This is a genomic window from Clostridium bornimense (genome assembly GCF_018917145.1).
Taxonomy (GTDB): Bacteria; Bacillota; Clostridia; order Clostridiales; family Clostridiaceae; genus Clostridium_AN; species Clostridium_AN bornimense_A.
On the sequence record NZ_JAHLOD010000012.1, the window covers coordinates 62,075 to 78,779 of the forward strand.

At 29.3% G+C, this 16,705-nt stretch carries 15 protein-coding genes and 1 other annotated feature; of the genes, 12 read left to right on the plus strand and 3 right to left on the minus strand.

The window, feature by feature from the left end; genetic code table 11:
* Positions 1–6 precede the first annotated feature (6 nt).
* The 5 genes from KQI30_RS06160 (at position 7) to KQI30_RS06180 (ending at position 5,082) form a co-directional block, all read left to right on the plus strand.
* On the plus strand, positions 7–882 hold the full coding sequence (locus KQI30_RS06160; RefSeq protein ID WP_216462399.1) for a tyrosine-type recombinase/integrase: 876 nt from the start codon (positions 7–9) through the stop codon (positions 880–882).
* 67 nt (positions 883–949) lie between these two features.
* Positions 950–2,122 carry a phosphopentomutase gene (locus KQI30_RS06165; protein WP_216462400.1) on the plus strand — a complete coding sequence of 391 codons (1,173 nt, stop codon included), beginning with the start codon at positions 950–952 and terminating at the stop codon, positions 2,120–2,122.
* 11 nt (positions 2,123–2,133) lie between these two features.
* Entirely contained in the window at positions 2,134–2,949 is an 816-nt protein-coding gene (locus KQI30_RS06170; RefSeq protein WP_216462401.1) for a purine-nucleoside phosphorylase, read from the plus strand.
* Positions 2,950–2,958: 9 nt separating this feature from the next.
* Complete coding sequence (locus tag KQI30_RS06175; protein ID WP_216462402.1) at positions 2,959–3,777, plus strand: purine-nucleoside phosphorylase; 819 nt, start codon at positions 2,959–2,961, stop codon at positions 3,775–3,777.
* Between the two features lie 3 nt (positions 3,778–3,780).
* The gene (locus tag KQI30_RS06180; RefSeq protein WP_216462404.1) at positions 3,781–5,082 is read left to right on the plus strand and encodes a pyrimidine-nucleoside phosphorylase; all 1,302 of its coding nucleotides are present in this window, start codon (positions 3,781–3,783) and stop codon (positions 5,080–5,082) included.
* A 170-nt stretch (positions 5,083–5,252) separates the two neighbouring features.
* Here the strand turns inward: KQI30_RS06180 and KQI30_RS06185 are convergent, their stop codons facing one another.
* Positions 5,253–5,651, minus strand: coding sequence for a hypothetical protein (locus tag KQI30_RS06185; RefSeq protein WP_216462406.1), 399 nt, complete (start codon positions 5,649–5,651; stop codon positions 5,253–5,255).
* A gap of 140 nt (positions 5,652–5,791) precedes the next feature.
* On the opposite strand from KQI30_RS06185, the gene KQI30_RS06190 reads away from it, so the two are divergent.
* Positions 5,792–6,406, plus strand: a complete 615-nt coding sequence (locus KQI30_RS06190) for an SMI1/KNR4 family protein (protein ID WP_216462407.1) — start codon at positions 5,792–5,794, stop codon at positions 6,404–6,406.
* A gap of 516 nt (positions 6,407–6,922) precedes the next feature.
* Entirely contained in the window at positions 6,923–8,584 is a 1,662-nt protein-coding gene (locus KQI30_RS06195) for a glucosaminidase domain-containing protein (RefSeq protein WP_216462408.1), read from the plus strand.
* A 52-nt stretch (positions 8,585–8,636) separates the two neighbouring features.
* Here KQI30_RS06195 and KQI30_RS06200 read toward each other — a convergent pair whose 3' ends face one another.
* Complete coding sequence (locus KQI30_RS06200) at positions 8,637–9,134, minus strand: hypothetical protein (protein ID WP_216462409.1); 498 nt, start codon at positions 9,132–9,134, stop codon at positions 8,637–8,639.
* Between the two features lie 8 nt (positions 9,135–9,142).
* The gene (locus KQI30_RS06205) at positions 9,143–9,676 is read right to left on the minus strand and encodes a hypothetical protein (protein WP_216462410.1); all 534 of its coding nucleotides are present in this window, start codon (positions 9,674–9,676) and stop codon (positions 9,143–9,145) included.
* A 179-nt stretch (positions 9,677–9,855) separates the two neighbouring features.
* Between KQI30_RS06205 and KQI30_RS06210 the strand changes: the two genes are divergently transcribed.
* The 5 genes from KQI30_RS06210 (at position 9,856) to KQI30_RS06230 (ending at position 16,584) form a co-directional block, all read left to right on the plus strand.
* Positions 9,856–10,116: a hypothetical protein gene (locus tag KQI30_RS06210; protein ID WP_216462411.1), complete on the plus strand. Its 261-nt coding sequence runs from the start codon at positions 9,856–9,858 to the stop codon at positions 10,114–10,116.
* Between the two features lie 9 nt (positions 10,117–10,125).
* Positions 10,126–11,496, plus strand: a complete 1,371-nt coding sequence (rlmD, locus tag KQI30_RS06215; protein ID WP_216462412.1) for a 23S rRNA (uracil(1939)-C(5))-methyltransferase RlmD — start codon at positions 10,126–10,128, stop codon at positions 11,494–11,496.
* Between the two features lie 1,515 nt (positions 11,497–13,011).
* Positions 13,012–13,226: a binding site (T-box leader), on the plus strand.
* Between the two features lie 109 nt (positions 13,227–13,335).
* Entirely contained in the window at positions 13,336–14,409 is a 1,074-nt protein-coding gene (locus KQI30_RS06220; protein WP_216462413.1) for a pyridoxal-phosphate-dependent aminotransferase family protein, read from the plus strand.
* A gap of 20 nt (positions 14,410–14,429) precedes the next feature.
* Complete coding sequence (locus KQI30_RS06225) at positions 14,430–15,371, plus strand: D-2-hydroxyacid dehydrogenase (RefSeq protein WP_216462418.1); 942 nt, start codon at positions 14,430–14,432, stop codon at positions 15,369–15,371.
* The gene (locus tag KQI30_RS06230) at positions 15,349–16,584 is read left to right on the plus strand and encodes a DUF1015 domain-containing protein (protein WP_216462414.1); all 1,236 of its coding nucleotides are present in this window, start codon (positions 15,349–15,351) and stop codon (positions 16,582–16,584) included. Before KQI30_RS06225 ends, KQI30_RS06230 begins: the two co-directional genes overlap by 23 nt.
* Positions 16,585–16,705: the final 121 nt, after the last annotated feature.

Genomic DNA, 16,705 nt, shown 5'->3' on the forward strand with positions numbered 1-16,705 from the left:
TAGTATATGGAAGAATATTTATCAGAATATGAAAATTATTTAAAGAGAGAAAATTTATCGCCAAATACATTAGAAAATTATAGAAGAGATGTAAGGTTGTTTATGGAGTATATCGTAAGTAAGGATATTGATCTAAAAGATGTAACAGAAGAATGGGGAAATAGATATGTAATGGATTTAAAAAATTCAAAAAAATCTGTTAATACAATAAAAAGAAATGTCTCATCATTAAAAAAGTTCTATTCATTTTTAGTAACTAAGGGAGAAGTAAATATAAATCCTTTTATCATAAAAACGGTAGGAAGTTCAAAACGTATAGATATTAAGTATCTTACTTATGATGAGATAGAAAAGCTTATTAATGCACCAGATGAAAACACAGTAAAAGGTATACGTGATAGAGCAATGATTGAGATTATGTATGGTACAGGTATTAAAGTAACAGAGTTAATTAATTTAAAATTAGATAATATAAATCTTAGAGATCATTTTGTATTGTTTAACAAAAGTGAAGAAGAAAGATTTATACCTATTGGGAGATACTGTGTAAATATAATGAAAAAATATTTAACATATAGAAAAGAGTTAGATAAATTTCAAAGTGAATATGTTTTTTTAAATGTTAAAGGGGAGCCGTTAACTAGACAAGGGTTTTGGAAAATTATAAAGGAATATGCAAAAGCTATAAATATAGATAAGGAAATTAATTGCACGGTATTAAGACATTCTTTTGCAATGCATCTTTTAGAAAATGGAGCCGATATATCCGTAGTTCAAGAACTTTTAGGTTTAACTTATTTAAATAGCGCTGAAGTTTATAAGTCAGCAATAAAGAATAGAAAAATTGTAGAACAATATATAAAAAATCATCCGAGAGCATAGCTTTAATTTAGGCTATGCTTTATATTATTATTATAGTAAAATGAAAGAGATGAAAGGAGAGATTTTAGTGATAAATAGAGCAATTTTAATAGTGCTAGACAGTGTAGGTATTGGAGAATTACCTGATGCACATAAATATAATGATGTTGGAAGTAATACAATTGGTAATATAAGTAGTAAGTGTAATGGAATTAATCTAAAAAATCTTTCAAAATTAGGACTTGGTAATATAGAAGGCATAAAAGGAGTAGAAAAGGAATTAGAGCCAAAAGGAGCATTTGGTAAGTGTGCTGAAGCTTCAAATGGTAAAGATACCATAACAGGTCATTGGGAGATTGGTGGAGTTATTTTAGAAAAACCACTAAATACATATCCAAATGGTTTTCCTGAGAGAATTATAAATGAATTTGAGAATAAAATAGGAAGAAAAATAATAGGAAATAAAGTAGCTTCAGGTACTGAGATATTGGATGAATTAGGTGAACAGCATATTAAAACTGGATGTCCCATTATTTATACATCAGCAGATTCTGTATTTCAAATAGCAGCTCATGAAGATGTTATAAGTGTTGATGAATTATATAGATTTTGTGAAATTGCAAGAAACATGTTAGTTGGAGATGATACTGTTGGAAGAGTAATAGCAAGACCTTTTGTTGGAGAAGTTGGAAACTTTAAAAGAACTTCAAGGAGACATGATTACGCATTAGAGCCATTTTCAAAAACATTTTTAGAGTACATAAAAGATAGTGGAATGGAAGTAAATTCTGTTGGTAAAATAAGTGATATTTATTGTGGCAAAGGAATAACATCATCAGTTCATACAACAGGAAATGAAGATGGTATAAACAAAACTATTGATTTAATTAAAAATGAAAGTAAGGGATTAATATTCACTAATTTAGTGGATTTTGATATGTTATATGGTCACAGAAATGATGCAGAAGGATATAAAAAAGCATTAGAGTATTTTGACATGAGATTGCCAGAAATAATAGAAAATATAAATGATGATGACGTATTAATAATAACTGCAGATCATGGTTGTGATCCAACTACAGCTTCAACAGATCATAGTAGAGAATATATTCCACTTGTTATCTATGGAAAAGAAATAAAGGAAAATGTTAATTTAGGAATAAGAAATTCTTTTTGTGATATAGGGAAGACTGTATTAGATTTATTAAATATTGACAATGAGCTAAATGGAATATCTTTTAAGGATGAATTGGTTAAGTAAGGAGAATTGAAATGAAAAGTGAAATTATAAGAGAGTCTGTAGAATATATAAAGTCTAAAATAAATTGTAAGCCGAGTATAGCATTAATATTAGGAAGTGGACTTGGCGATATTGCAGAAGAAGTTGAAGATGCAATTTATATAGATTATAAAGATGTACCTCATATGCCAGTATCTAAAGTTGTTGGTCATAAAGGAAGATTTGTTGTAGGAAAACTTTCAGGTAAAGATGTAATTATGATGCAAGGAAGATTCCATTATTATGAAGGACATAATCCAGAAGTTATGGGGTTACCAATATATATAATGAAGTTATTAGGAGTAAAGGATATTGTAATTACTAATGCAGCTGGTGGTGTTAATACATCTTTTAATGCTGGTGACTTAATGATAATAAGTGATCAAATTAATGGTGCTGGTGTAAATCCATTGAGAGGAGAAAATAATGAGGATTTAGGACCAAGATTCCCTGACATGAGTAAAATATATAACGATAGATTAATAAATATAGCAAAGAACTGTGGAGAAAAGCTAAATATAGAATTGAAAAAAGGTGTTTATTATATGACAGCAGGTCCATGCTATGAAACACCGGCAGAAATAAAAATGATAAGAATTTTAGGTGGAGATGCAGTTGGTATGTCTACAGCACCTGAAGCTATAGCAGCTAATTACTGTGGAATCAATGTACTTGGAATATCATGTATAACTAATATGGCAGCTGGTGTATTAGATCAACCATTAAACCATGAAGAAGTAATTGAAACTTCAAATAATGTTAAAAAGGATTTTATATCTTTAGTAAGAGAAATAGTAAAAGAGGTGTAGCTATTTATTATGAATTTGTTAGATACAGTCACAAATACTAAAGATCTTATAGCAGAAAAATACAATGGAAAAATTGATTTTGCAATAGTACTTGGAAGTGGACTTGGAGATTTAGCAAATAAAATAGAAAATCCTATAATTATTCCATATAGTGACATACCGGGGTTTCCAAAAACAACAGTAGCTGGGCATAAAGGAGAGCTTATAATAGGAGATATAGCTTCTAAAAAGGTTTTAGCTTTTAATGGAAGGTTTCATTATTATGAAGGGCATAGTATGAAAAATGTCACTATAGGAATTAGAGTAGCACAAAAACTAAGAATAAAAAATTTAATAATATCAAATGCGGCTGGTGCTATGAACCCCAAATTTAAACCAGGTGATTTAATGGTTATAAGTGACCATATAAACATGATGGGAGATAATCCTCTTATAGGTGAGAATATTGATGAGTTTGGACCAAGGTTTCCAGATATGAGTTCTTGTTATGATAAGGAATATATAAATAAGGTTAAGAATATAGGTTCAAATTTAGGAATTGATTTAGTAGAAGGTGTTTATACTGCTATAACAGGACCTAATTACCAAAGTCCAGCAGAACTTAGAATGTTAAGGATAATAGGTGGAGACGCAGTCGGAATGTCAACAGTACCAGAGGTTATTGTTGCAAATCATGGCTCTATGAGAGTACTTGGAATTTCAGTTATTACTGATATGGCATTGTGGGATACTCTAGAGCCTTTAGATCATTCTGATGTAGTAGCGACTGCTAACAGAGCAAAAGATAAATTTATTAAACTAATAGAGGAATTTATTAGGGAGGTTTAATATATGAGAATGTATGATATCATACTTAAAAAACGTAGAGGATTTCAATTAACTACAGAAGAGATAAACTTCTTTGTAAATGGATTCAATAATAATGAGATACCTGACTATCAGGTATCTTCTCTTATGATGGCAATTTTCTTTAAGGGAATGAATGAAAGAGAAACTGCAGATCTTACAATGGCAATGGCTAACTCAGGAGAGATTCTAGATTTAAGCGCAATTGATGGCATTAAGGTAGATAAACATTCTACTGGCGGAGTAGGCGATAGTGTAACTTTAGTTTTAGCTCCATTAGTTGCTTCTTTAGGAATACCAGTAGCTAAGATGAGTGGTAGAGGACTGGGGCATACTGGAGGGACTATTGATAAATTAGAAACATTTAAAGGTTTTTCTGTTGAGTTAGATAATGATACCTTTATTAATAATGTAAATAATATAAAGATTGCCATTGCAGGACAAACAAAATCATTAGCGCCTGCTGATAAAAAGTTATATGCACTAAGAGATGTTACTGCTACTGTAGATAATATTTCTCTTATTGCTTCAAGTATAATGAGTAAAAAAATAGCTTCAGGAGCTGATGCCATCGTTTTAGATGTTAAAGTTGGTGATGGTGCATTTATGAAAAACTTACAAGATGCAAAAGCTTTAGCAAAAGAAATGGTAACTATCGGAGAGCAATTAGGTAGAAGAACAGTAGCTATAATTTCTAATATGGATCAACCATTGGGATTTGCTATAGGAAATGCTTTAGAAGTAAAAGAAGCGATAGATACTTTAAAAGGAAATGGACCAAAAGATCTAGAAGAGTTAGTTCTAGAGATTGGATCTCAAATGGTTATTCTTAGTAAAAAAGCCAAATCTGTTGAAGAAGCTAAGAAATTATTAAGAGAAAATTTAACTAATGGAAAGGCATTAAATAAGTTAAAAGAATTAGTAGAAGCACAAGGTGGGGACTCATCTATTATAGATAATGAAGAATTAATGCCTAAGAGTAAGTATCAATTATCAATAACTAGTGATAGAGAAGGATATGTTTCTAAAATTTGCTCTGAAGAGGTAGGCTTATTAGCTATGGAATTAGGTGCTGGAAGAAAAACTAAGGATTCTATTATTGATTTATCAGTAGGTATAGTTCTTAAAAAGAAAATTGGAGATAAGGTTGAAAAAGGTGAAGAGCTTGCAACTATTTATTGTAATAATGAAAAGGATGGAAGTTCAGTTTTAAATAAACTGAAAGATGTTATTGTTGTTAGTGATGTATATGAAGAATATAAACTAATATATGAAGTTGTAAAATAACAAAAAGATTGGCAACATAATATTTTATCATTGCCAATCTTCTACAACCTTGACAGGGCGGCGTATCCTGTATCTCTGATTACTACTAAGTAGCGTATTGGGTGCCATTTCCAACCTCAAAGTTAATAACTAGTTAATTATAATACATAAATAGTAAATAATAAAGTGTTTTAAAATTTTATTTTCATTAGCTTTCCATTATGAATACGATTCTCAACCTTTGAAGATGAGATAGGATACATTGACGCAACATATATATAATTTTGTTTTTTATCAATATCCAATGCTAATAGTATTGGCAAATCTATTTGCTTTATTAACTCCAAACTAACACCTTTATTCGAAACATTTACACCAACAAAATGAGGACTTTGAATAATATCTTTAATAGTAGATTCTAAATTACATAATATTTTTTTTGAAAGTTGCTTAGAATGACGTTTACGAATGTGTTTTAAAACTCCAGGAGAAGCATAAACATTACCAGAGTAAGTGAATCCAACAATAGCTGAAACACCTTTAGGAATTCGTCCAATTCTATGATATCTTTTTAGGTCTACCATACCCATCTGTCCTTCCATCGTTTATAGTTATATGATATGTATTAATAATACAATAATGTGAAAATATAAACTTAATAATATTATATCATATATTATTATTTATGATAAAATATAAAAAATAGAAGTTATAACAAAGGAGAAATAATATGGATTATGATTATGCAATAAGTAAGTTTAAAAAAATGCTTAAGGGGAAAGGATTAGCTGAAGTTGAGATTGAAGTTGCTTTAAGAAAAGCTAAAGATATAGATATAAGGGTATTAGAAAATTTATATAAATCTATGGCAGAGGTATCTATAGTTTATTCTACCGATGAATTAGAAGATATAAAAAAATATTCAATTCCACAAGAAATTGTTGAGTTTTATAGAGAAAATGAACCGAATAACTTGCCTTATATATCAGGACACATTGATTTGTTAAGTATTAAAGAAATTAGATATGTAAACACAACAACATCGCCGTCGGCATATCTTTTAAAATACGGATTACTAACAATAGCAATGACTGGAGAGGGTGATGTTATTTTAATGGATTTAAACAATATAAATGATGGACAACCAAGAATATTATTTGGTGCAGTAAGTTGGTTTAATTTCAATGAAATGCTTAGAAAGGTTAGTATATCAGCATATACATTAGGATTATCTAATGCATATTTAAGTGATAATATTATTAATAATAAGTTGCCTGTTATGGAAGAAAGTTTTTATGATTTTATAATAGGATTATCTGAAGAAAAATATGATGAATATTGTTAATATAACTTCGATACATATAACTTTGCTTTAGAAGCTTAGAAAAACTTTTTGTATATTAATGATTTTATTTAATAAAATGAAATAAATTTAATTATTGTAAGTGGAGATAAAATAATGTAATATAGAGTCGAAGCATTAATACCTTAATATTAATTTCAGGGCTTATTTGTTAGAGGGTAGAATGAATAAGATATTAAGTATTTCTGTTTTGATTTTAGTGAATATAATGTTTTTTAGTAAAATTTTTGCGTACATAAAAAGTGGGTTTATAATGGTAGAATGAAATATTGCCATTAGATAATGAATTTGTAAACTAATTCGTTAGTACTTACATTTTGAATAGAGAAGTGTTACTAATTAATAAGTGTATATCATTAATTATATATAAAACTAAATATGGAAGTATCTTCAAAAATCAGAGACATTTGACCTCTTTTGTTAACCCTGATGATATGTAAAGGTATTATGCAACAATATAGCTAATGAAAAATTGAAATAGTTTGGGGGACCAATGTAATGCATAATAAGTATGGGAGAATATTACTTGGTGTATCTATTATAATAGGTGTTGTTTTAGGTGCATTAATACCTTGCGAAGAAGTATTTGCATGTTCAGATGTTGGTATTACTTATAGATCTCATGTTCAAGATGTTGGTTGGATGGGATGGAGTAACAATGGTGAAACATCTGGTACTACGGGAAAATCATTAAGGTTAGAAGCTTTGCAAGTTAAATTGACCAATCCTACTGAAGGAATGAAGCTGAAAAGTAGAGTTAATGTTGAAGATAGGGGCTGGAGTAATTGGCAAGAAGGCTCCAATATATTAGGAACAACAGGAAAGTCATTAAGGCTGGAAGCAGTTCAGTTTAAACTTCAAGGAAAAGGTTCAGAAGATTATTGTGTACAATATAGAGTTCATGTACAAGATATTGGATGGATGCCATGGGTATTGAATGGACAAGTAGCCGGAACCATAGGAAAGTCACTAAGAATTGAAGCAATAGAAATGAAAATTGTACATAAAAAGGATATTGAAATATCTGATAGTAATATAAAGTATAGTGTTTATGATGTTGAAAAAGGTAATCTTGGAGAAGTAAGTGGAAATGATATAGCAGGTAATATAGAGGATAATAGTAACTTAGAAGCAATATCAATTTCAACTAAAAGTTTACCGAGCAATATTAAAATTAAGTATCAGACTCATGTTCAAAATTTAGGATGGATGCCTATAGTAGAAAATGGTGAAGTATCAGGAGATATTGGTAGCGGAAATAAAATAGAAGCTATACAAATTTGGATTGAAGGTTCTGAAATAGAATATAATATTCAATATCAAGTGTATCTTGAAGATATTGGATGGCAAGATTGGGTAGAGAATGGAAAGGTGGCAGGAACGACAGATTTAGATTTATCTGTTAAGGCTATTAGAATAAAAATATCCGATGAACCATTGTCGATATCGAGAAATTACGAAGTTGTTACTACTGATAAAGGATATAATGAATTTTTAGTAGGACAAGCAGAAAGAAATATAGCTTCAGGAGTCTCAGGTAACCTTAAGGTAGCTCAGGTAGCTGATTATATCAATGTAAAAACATTGTTACATAATTCTAGTATAAGTCAATTTTTAAGAATAGATGAATTTAAAGATGTAGATGTAAATAGCATTAATGATTACTTAGATAATTCTCCTTATAGAGGAGGAGTATTAAATGGCAAAGGGCAAGTTTTTGTAGACGCAGCTAAAAAATATAATCTTGATCCGTTATATCTTTTAGCACATTCTATTCATGAAACAGGATATGGAACATCTAGGTTGGCGCAGGGTATTTCATATAAAGGAGTAATGACATATAATCTATTTGGAATAAAAGCATTTGATTCTAATCCAAATGGACAAGGTGCAAAATTTGCTTATGAAAATCAATGGACTTCTATTGATGCTGCTATTGAAGGTGGAGCAAAATGGATAAGTGATAATTATGTTAATAATTCTACATATAATCAAAATACTATTTTTAAAATGAAATGGGACACTGTTTATGGATGGCATCAATATGCAACAGATGCAGGTTGGCCGAGTAAAGTAGCTGCATACATTGATAAAATGAGTTATATGTATGATGGCAGTACATTAAATTATGAAATAACAAAATTGAAAGATTTACAATAGTACAAAAAGGAGTTGTTTAGGACAGCTCCTTTTTGTACTATTGTATATTATTTTATATTGTAGCTGTTGGATTATAAGAATTATTAGTGATAGAATTAATGATATCAGTACTAGATAGAAGCTTTATATTAAAATCAGGAGGTATCAAGCCAAGCTTATTTTCTATAATATCATCATAAGAAGATATAGGAATAATATAACCATTATGAATATTATTTTCATACATGGTCCCAATAAAGTTGTAAAAGTCATTTTCATTAACATAATGTTTGCAAAGTAACACAAATAAGGTATTGTCTTTAGATAATATTGAAATATAGGATTCATCAATATCTCGTACTTCTAAATATCCATTAGAAGTAAATAAACTTTTACTCCAATTATAGAGATCTATTGGTGATAAATTAGATAGATCTTTTTCAGAAATAATACTATTTGATATTTTTGATGATAAATTTTTAAGCTTTAAGAAACCTAAAGTAAGTTTATATACTTTTGCTAAAATAAAAAAGATTTCTATAGATAATATCATTATTAAGAAAGTATACATGTTTCACCTCATATATTTATATTGTTAACTAAACATTGATTCAAAAGATATTGCTTATCTAAGATTGTAAAATTTTCATGCTTTAGAAGTTCTTTTTTTGTATCCTCTGATATTTTTTCACGACATAAGATAATAGCTTTTGTTTTATTTTCTATAATTAAGGCACCAATTGTAGAAAGAATGAAGTTATTAATGTCAAAATCATCATCTTCTGTGTACTCTAAAAATTTCACAACATAGTTTGAATTGTCATCATAAGTTAAAAAATCAAAACCTGATCTATCATAATTTAAAACATTTTTGTATCCAATAGATAGAAGAAATTTTTTTATAAAGGTTTTAAACTCTATGTCATTAAGAGAATGTAGCCTTGATTCTAATGGAGACATAGTATTAATTAAAATCATATTATTAAATATATCTTCTTTTTTCTTACAACGACAGCTTATTTCGTTTACAAATTCATTTAATATAGAAAGTATAAGTTTGCAAGATATCATAAAAAATAAAATAAGAATGTATTTAAACACTATTCTAAACAAAAAAATCAACCTCCTTTATTTTAATTATTGACAATGAAATAAATTTTAAACAAAATAATTCTATATATCATATTTAAATGGTATAATATATTTGGCATAAAAATATGGTTTTTAGTAAAGTTAATATCTTATTTAGGATTTACAATACGGGATACATTTGATATAAAGGAGGAATATACATGGAAAAGAAAAGAGGATTAGGGTGGAATTTTGTTAGTAGTTTAGTAGATATTATATCTATTGCAATAGCTTCTGCTGTAATTATGGTTCTAGTGAATTTAGTTTTGAATTTTGCAGGTTATAAAATTGTATCAGAATATAAGGTGTATGCTAATTTCTTATGTTATGTAATAGTATCACTTTTATATTTAACAATTACGCCAGTTACAAAATTAAAAGGAACAATTGGAAACTTTTTTGCAGCAAAAATAATAGGATAAGGTGAGCAAATGGCGAAAAGAAGACGTGAATATGAAGTACTTATAGAAGATGTAGCATTTCCAGGGATGGGTGTAGGTAAACATAATGATAGAGAGATTTATGTAAAAAATGCTGTTCCTGGACAAAAAGTAAAGGTCTCTGGTGGAAGAAAGAAAAAAGGCAGACTAGAGTGTCAAGCGAGAGAAATTATTGAAGAAGTTGATTATAAGATAGAACCACTATGCTCTCATTTTAATGAGGGGTGTGGTGGATGTTCACATCAATTTATTGATTATTCAACACAGCTTAATTTTAAAGAAAGAGCTGTCTTAAATCTATTTAAGCAAAAGAAAATAGAATCTTATGAGTATTTAGGAATTGAAGAAAGTGAGAAGCAATTTCAATATAGAAATAAGATGGAATTTACCTTTGGAGATCTTGAAAAGGGTGGGGAACTAACTCTTGGAATGCATGCTAAAGGTAAAAGCTTTGGTATATTAACTGTAGATAAGTGTCAGTTAGTAGATAATGATTTTAGATTAATTCTTGATGCAGTTTTACAATTTGCAAGGGAAAATAATCTGCCACATTATAGAGTTATGTCTAGAGAAGGGTTCCTTAGAAATCTAGTAGTTAGAAAAGGCGAAAATACAAAAGAACTTATGGTTAATCTTGTTACTACTACTCAGATGAATATTGATTTCACTCAGTTAGTTGAAAAAGTAAAATCATTACCATTAGAAAATGAATTAGTATCATTTTTGCATACAAGTAATGATAGTTTATCTGAGGCTGTAATAATTGACAAGTTAGATGTATTATATGGTAGAGATTATATTTATGATAAGTTATTTGATCTTAAATTTAAAATAACACCAATGTCATTCTTCCAAACTAATACAAAAGGTGCTGAAAGATTATATAGTATCGTAAAAGATTTTATGGGAGATAGTGATAATAAGGTAGTATTTGATTTATATTGTGGAACAGGTACGATTGGACAGATTGTTGCACCAGAAGCAAAAAAAGTAATTGGTATTGAATTAGTAGAAGAAGCTGTAGAAAGCGCAAAAATTAATTCAAAATTAAACAATCTAAATAACACTGAATTTATTGCTGGAGATGTTGGAGAGGTAATTAAAACATTAAAAGTTAAGCCTGATATCATAATAGTAGATCCACCGAGAGCTGGTGTATCACCAAAAGCGTTAGATTATTTAGTGAAATTTAATGCTAAAGAAATAATATATGTTTCATGTAATCCAGTATCTTTAGTAGATAACTTAGTTCAATTTAAAGAACATGGTTACGAAGTTAAAAAAGTTAAGTTAATGGATATGTTTCCTAATACTCCACATGTGGAGACGGTCTGTTTGATGTCTCGAAAAGCCCCATTTTAAGCGGGTTATCGGGATTTTTTGAAGATTATGTAACTGTGTTTTTAGCAGGAAAAAATGTAGATAGAAAATAGAATTTTAAGAGGGGGTCAAAAATTTGTAGAGGCCGTAGTTGTGCGCCGGAATAGTATCGGTAGCAATTTGGTGTCCGCGAATAGTTGCACCCCTTGTATTATAGATAACTATTTTTTATGTAGGTGTTGAAGTTATAGAAAGAAACAACAAAAAATGCCGTATTTATGCGGATTAGAGGGTCATATATACATTTCGAGATTGAAAAAATCTCGATTTTTTTAATTTATAACAATATAAAATGCTATCTAACAGTTTTTTCAAATTCCTTTTGTAGTAAGAGCAGTTAGTATTGATGCATTTATGTATTTTAAAATGCTTACGATCCTTACGTTCAGAGAGTGTGCTACCGCAGTAAGGACATTTAAATACTAGTGGTTTAGTTGCAAAATTAGACTCTTTAAAGGTTAGACCACATACTTTGCATTGGTATTGACCCTTATTGCCATTATTATCATAGATATATTGGTGCGGAGCGCCACATTTAGGGAACTTTATTTTAGTCGGTATAGACTTACCATTACGTCGTTTTACAGGAGTTACGATTTTATTGTATTTATGGTTATAGTAAGCTAAAAGTAATTTGTAATCTACACTATGAAATTTAATTATTTTAGGAAGTTTATCTATTTTAAATTTTTGATACTCTGGGCTATTTGAATCATCAAAAGATAATTGCCCAAGTGGTATATATTTAGAAATAAATATGAGGAATTGAAAAATTATATTAATTAAATATTGATTATATTCTAGTAAATAAGTTATAATTGAATCCACAATAACGACAACCTTTCTAAGTTATTTTTGTTTGTTGGGAGATTCAATTTTAACATAGAAATCAGGGGGGCGTTGTTTTTATGCAAAAAACTTCTAAAACCTTGATATATGAAGATTTTTAAAGAAAGAAGTGTAAATAAATTTTACACTATCGTTTGCAAGGAGATGTAAAATTTACAATGATTACGTCTAGTACTTCGACAATTGTTATAAGGTTTCTTTTTTAGCGTTATTTGGAATGGCTTTCGGCTGGGGTGTAATTGGAATCGCCCTTGGCATGAGTATTGATCTTGTTTTCCGTGGTATTATTTTTATTCGAAGACTCCATTCACAGAAGTGGACACAATTTCATCTTATTTAAAATATGAAAATAGTATCAGATAAACTTATGATTAATAGTGTATATTTATGTTAAATAGATATATTAAAAAATGTAATTCTATGAAGCACAAAAACTGAATTGTGTATTAGATGGTAATGGATAGATACCATAATAACAAGATTGCCAGATTTATATGGGTAAGAATGAAAAATTATTAAAAATGGTATTTGCATATAATGATATTGTTAATTTTAAAATAAAATATTATATTTGTAATTATGTGAATAATTATACAAAAAATATATTGACAGTAATAATAGTTTGATGTATTATATTACCAAGGTAAATATTAGCCGTTGAAGAGAATAGTAACATTAGAAAATGTTTAAGAGAGTCGATGGTTGCTGAAAATCGATACAAATTCAATGTGAATCCACCTTGGAGGCTTATTACGATGAGTAATACGGAGAAAACCGTTAAAACATTTGAGAGGATTATGATATGTTTCGAGTAAACATATTTTAATCAATTAGGGTGGCAACACGAGACATTCGTCCCTTTGGGGAAGGATGTCTTTTTTGTTATATAAATGTGCATGTCATAAGTATATTAGGGGTAGTACACTTATGATGAAATAAATTAGTGATATTTTAAATTAAGGGGGAAAATTCATGCATAAGAAATTATTTATTCCAGGTCCAGTAGAAGTTAGACAAGATGTTTTAGAAAAAATGGCGACACCGATGATTGGACACAGAAGTAAGGAAGCATCAGCACTTCAAAGAGGTATTAGTGACAAATTAAGAAAAGTATTCTACACAAATGAAGAAATTTTATTATCAACTTCATCAGGTAGTGGACTAATGGAAGGAGCTATTCGTTGTACTACTAAGAAGAGAGCAGCAGTATTTTCAATAGGTGCTTTTGGTAAGAGATGGTACGAAATGGCTAAGTTTAACAATGTGCCAGCGGATTTGTTTGCAGTAGAAATGGGGGAAGCGATTACACATGAAATGGTTGATGACGCATTATCAACAGGAAAATATGATAGTGTTTTTGTAACACACAATGAAACATCAACAGGTATTATGAATCCAATAGAAGAAATTGCAGAGGTAGTAAAGAAATACCCAGATGTAGTATTTTGTATAGATGCCGTATCATCTGCAGCAGGAAGCAAAATAGAAGTTGATAAATTAGGTATAGATATTTGCGTAACATCTTCACAAAAAGCTATAGGGTTACCTCCTGGATTAGCAATTTGTACATTTTCTAGGAAAGCTGTAGAAAGAGCAAAAACAATAGAATTTAGAGGGTATTACCTAGATCTTTTAAATCTCTATAACTTTATTCAAAAGAAAGATTATCAATATCCATCAACACCATCACTTTCACATATGTTTGCTTTAGATTATGCACTTGATTTAATGCTTGAAGAAGGATTAGATAATAGATTTAAGAGACATATTGAAATGGCTGAATATGTAAGAGCATGGGCTAAAAAATACTTTGATTTATTTGGGGACGAAAAACATTTATCAAATACAGTAACTGCTATAAAAAATACAAGAGGTATTTCCGTAGCTGATTTAAATAAAGAATTAGGTAAAAGAGGTTTTGCTATATCAAATGGATATGGTGATTTAAAAGAAAAGACATTTAGAATTGCACATATGGCTGAAATGACTTTAGATGATATTAAAGAATTATTAGAAAATATTGAAGATATTTTAAATCTTAAGTAGGTAATTTTGGGGGGCTATTTATTATGAAGATATTAGTTAATGATGGAATGGAAGCTGAAGCTTTAGAAAAACTTAAAGCATTAGGTTATGATGTTGATGACAATCAATATAAAGGGGAAGATTTAGTAAATAAAATTAAAGAAGTTGATGTTATTGTAGTAAGATCAGCAACAAAAGTAAGAAAAGACTTTATAGATGAAGCTTTGAAAACTGGAAAATTAAAGTTGATAATAAGAGGTGGAGTTGGTGTAGATAATATAGATGTTAAATATGCTGAAGAAAACGGTATTACTGTAAGAAATACTCCACTTGCTTCATCTGCATCAGTAGCAGAATTAGCTATAGGTCACATGTTTGCATTAGCAAGATATATTAATATATCTAATGTTACTATGAGAGAAGGTAAATGGGAAAAGAAGAAATATCAAGGGTTTGAATTAGGTGGAAAAACTTTAGGACTAATCGGCTTTGGTAGAATTGCGAGAGAAACAGCAAAAAGAGCTAGTGCATTAGGTATGAAAGTAGTTTATACTGATATTACAGGAGAAGCTAAGGGATATGATCAATTTAAATTCTTAGAAAAAGAAGAATTGTTAAAAGTTAGTGATTTTGTATCTCTTCATATTCCATTTATAAAATCAGTGGGAGCTGTAATAGGGGAAAAAGAATTAAACATTATGAAAAATAGCGCTTATTTAATAAATTGCGCTAGAGGTGGAGTTGTAGATGAAAAAGCATTATTGAATGCTTTAAATAACGGAGATATTGCTGGAGCAGCATTAGATGTATTTGAAAAAGAACCAAATGAAAATGCAGAATTAGTAAATCATCCAAAAGTAAGTGCAACTCCTCATATAGGTGGCTCTACTATTGAAGCTCAAAAGAGAATAGGAGAAGAAATAGTAGCAATTATTAACGAATTTGGGGGGAAAGATTTAGATGGTGATGATAAGGCCGTTTAAGGCATATAGGCCAAGAAGAGATGTAGCGCATAAGGTAGCTGCATTACCATATGATGTAATGGATTCAGATGAAGCAAGAGAAATTGTTAAGGACAATATGTATTCTTTTCTTCATATTGATAAGGCAGAAGTAGATTTGCCTAAAACTATTGATATATATGATAGAAGAGTTTATGAGAAGGCAAAGGAAAATCTTAAAAATTTCATTGAAAATGGGATTCTTGTAGAAGATTCAAAAAGTATATTATATGTTTATAGATTAATTATGGATAGAAGAGTTCAAACAGGAATAGTTGCATGTTCATCTATCGATGATTATTTAACTAATAAGATAAAGAAACATGAAAAAACAAGAGAAGACAAGGAAATGGATAGAATTAATCACGTAAATATATGTGGTGCTCATACTGGACCAATTTTCTTGACTTATAGAGATAAAGAAGAAATTAACAAGTTAGTTGAGGAAATTACTAGTGAAGAACCAAATGTAGACTTTTTAGCTGAAGATGGCGTAGAGCATATAGTATGGTGCGTTAGTAATAAAGAGAGAATAAATACTCTTGTAAGTTTATTTGAAGAAGTACCATGTTCTTATATAGCTGATGGACACCATAGAGCAGCATCAGCTGTAAAAGTTGGTCAACTTAGAAGAGATTTAGTTAGAAGCTATAAAGGCGATGAAGAATTTAATTATTTCCTTTCAGTGTTATTTCCTAGCTCAGATTTAAAAATAATGGATTATAACAGAGTTGTTAAAGATTTAAATGGATTAACAGCTGATGAATTATTAGAAAAAGTTAAGGAAAAATTTGATATTGAAAAAGCTTATGGAAGTTTTAAACCAAGAGAAAAACATGTTTTTGGAATGTATTTAAATAAGGAATGGTATAAAATCAGAGCAAAAGAAGGTACATTTGAAGAAAGTGTTTTAGAATCATTAGATGTTTCTATTTTGCAAAATAATCTTTTAGGACCTATTTTAGGAATAAATGATCCTAGAACTGATAAGAGAATCGATTTTGTAGGTGGAATAAGAGGTCTTAATGAATTAGAAAGATTAGGTGACAAGTATAATGGTGTGGCCTTTGCATTATATCCTACTACTATAGAAGAGTTAATGAGTATAGCTGATAAGGGTGAAGTAATGCCACCAAAATCTACATGGTTTGAACCTAAACTTAGAAGTGGATTATTTATTCATAAGTTAGATTGATTTGTCTGAATAAAAAAAAGACTGACTAAGAAAAATAAAGAATGAATAAGGAAAGGGTAGCTCTGAGAAGAGCTACCCTAATTTAATGAAATCAATAATGAAAACAAGAATAAAAAACAGA

Excerpts from the sequence above, each read along its gene's own strand:
- rlmD (WP_216462412.1), top strand. The coding sequence starts at position 10,126 with ATGGCGAAAAGAAGACGTGAATATGAAGTACTTATAGAAGATGTAGCA.
- KQI30_RS06160 (WP_216462399.1), top strand. The coding sequence starts at position 7 with ATGGAAGAATATTTATCAGAATATGAAAATTATTTAAAGAGAGAAAAT.
- KQI30_RS06210 (WP_216462411.1), top strand. The coding sequence starts at position 9,856 with ATGGAAAAGAAAAGAGGATTAGGGTGGAATTTTGTTAGTAGTTTAGTA.
- KQI30_RS06195 (WP_216462408.1), top strand. The coding sequence starts at position 6,923 with ATGCATAATAAGTATGGGAGAATATTACTTGGTGTATCTATTATAATA.
- KQI30_RS06190 (WP_216462407.1), top strand. The coding sequence starts at position 5,792 with ATGGATTATGATTATGCAATAAGTAAGTTTAAAAAAATGCTTAAGGGG.
- KQI30_RS06180 (WP_216462404.1), top strand. The coding sequence starts at position 3,781 with ATGAGAATGTATGATATCATACTTAAAAAACGTAGAGGATTTCAATTA.
- KQI30_RS06230 (WP_216462414.1), top strand. The coding sequence starts at position 15,349 with ATGGTGATGATAAGGCCGTTTAAGGCATATAGGCCAAGAAGAGATGTA.
- KQI30_RS06220 (WP_216462413.1), top strand. The coding sequence starts at position 13,336 with ATGCATAAGAAATTATTTATTCCAGGTCCAGTAGAAGTTAGACAAGAT.
- KQI30_RS06185 (WP_216462406.1), bottom strand. The coding sequence starts at position 5,651 with ATGGGTATGGTAGACCTAAAAAGATATCATAGAATTGGACGAATTCCT.
- KQI30_RS06170 (WP_216462401.1), top strand. The coding sequence starts at position 2,134 with ATGAAAAGTGAAATTATAAGAGAGTCTGTAGAATATATAAAGTCTAAA.
- KQI30_RS06175 (WP_216462402.1), top strand. The coding sequence starts at position 2,959 with ATGAATTTGTTAGATACAGTCACAAATACTAAAGATCTTATAGCAGAA.
- KQI30_RS06200 (WP_216462409.1), bottom strand. The coding sequence starts at position 9,134 with ATGTATACTTTCTTAATAATGATATTATCTATAGAAATCTTTTTTATT.